1 protein-coding gene is annotated in these 269 nt (G+C 70.6%); it reads left to right on the top strand.

Translation table 11 applies throughout. The features are described from left to right. On the top strand, nt 1-269 hold a 269-nt coding region (locus NVV99_RS26505), incomplete at both ends, for a hypothetical protein (RefSeq protein ID WP_260783301.1).

The raw sequence follows: 269 nt of genomic DNA, 5'->3' as shown, positions 1-269 counted from the left end.
AGCCGCTCGCGCACCGCCACCGTCGCCGACCGCGACGTCATCCGCGCCCGCCTGGGTGGGCTCTACGACCGCTACGTGGGCATGTGGGGGCCGCTGAACCGCTTCAAGCTCACCGAACCAACCCCGCTGTCGGAAGACAAGATCGCCGCCCGCCTCGACAAGGCGATCACCGAGTGGCGGATCAAGACCGGCCGCGAGGAGGCCCTCGCCGACGGGCTGGATCCGAAGGAGGCCGGCCCCTACACCGGGTCGATCCCCGACGAGGTGTA

It is taken from the genome of Rhodococcus sp. PAE-6, assembly GCF_025290685.1.
In the GTDB taxonomy this organism is placed as follows: Bacteria; Actinomycetota; Actinomycetes; order Mycobacteriales; family Mycobacteriaceae; genus Rhodococcus; species Rhodococcus pyridinivorans.
The sequence above is the reverse complement of the archived record's forward strand: the minus strand, read 5'-3'. Positions and strand labels throughout refer to the sequence as shown.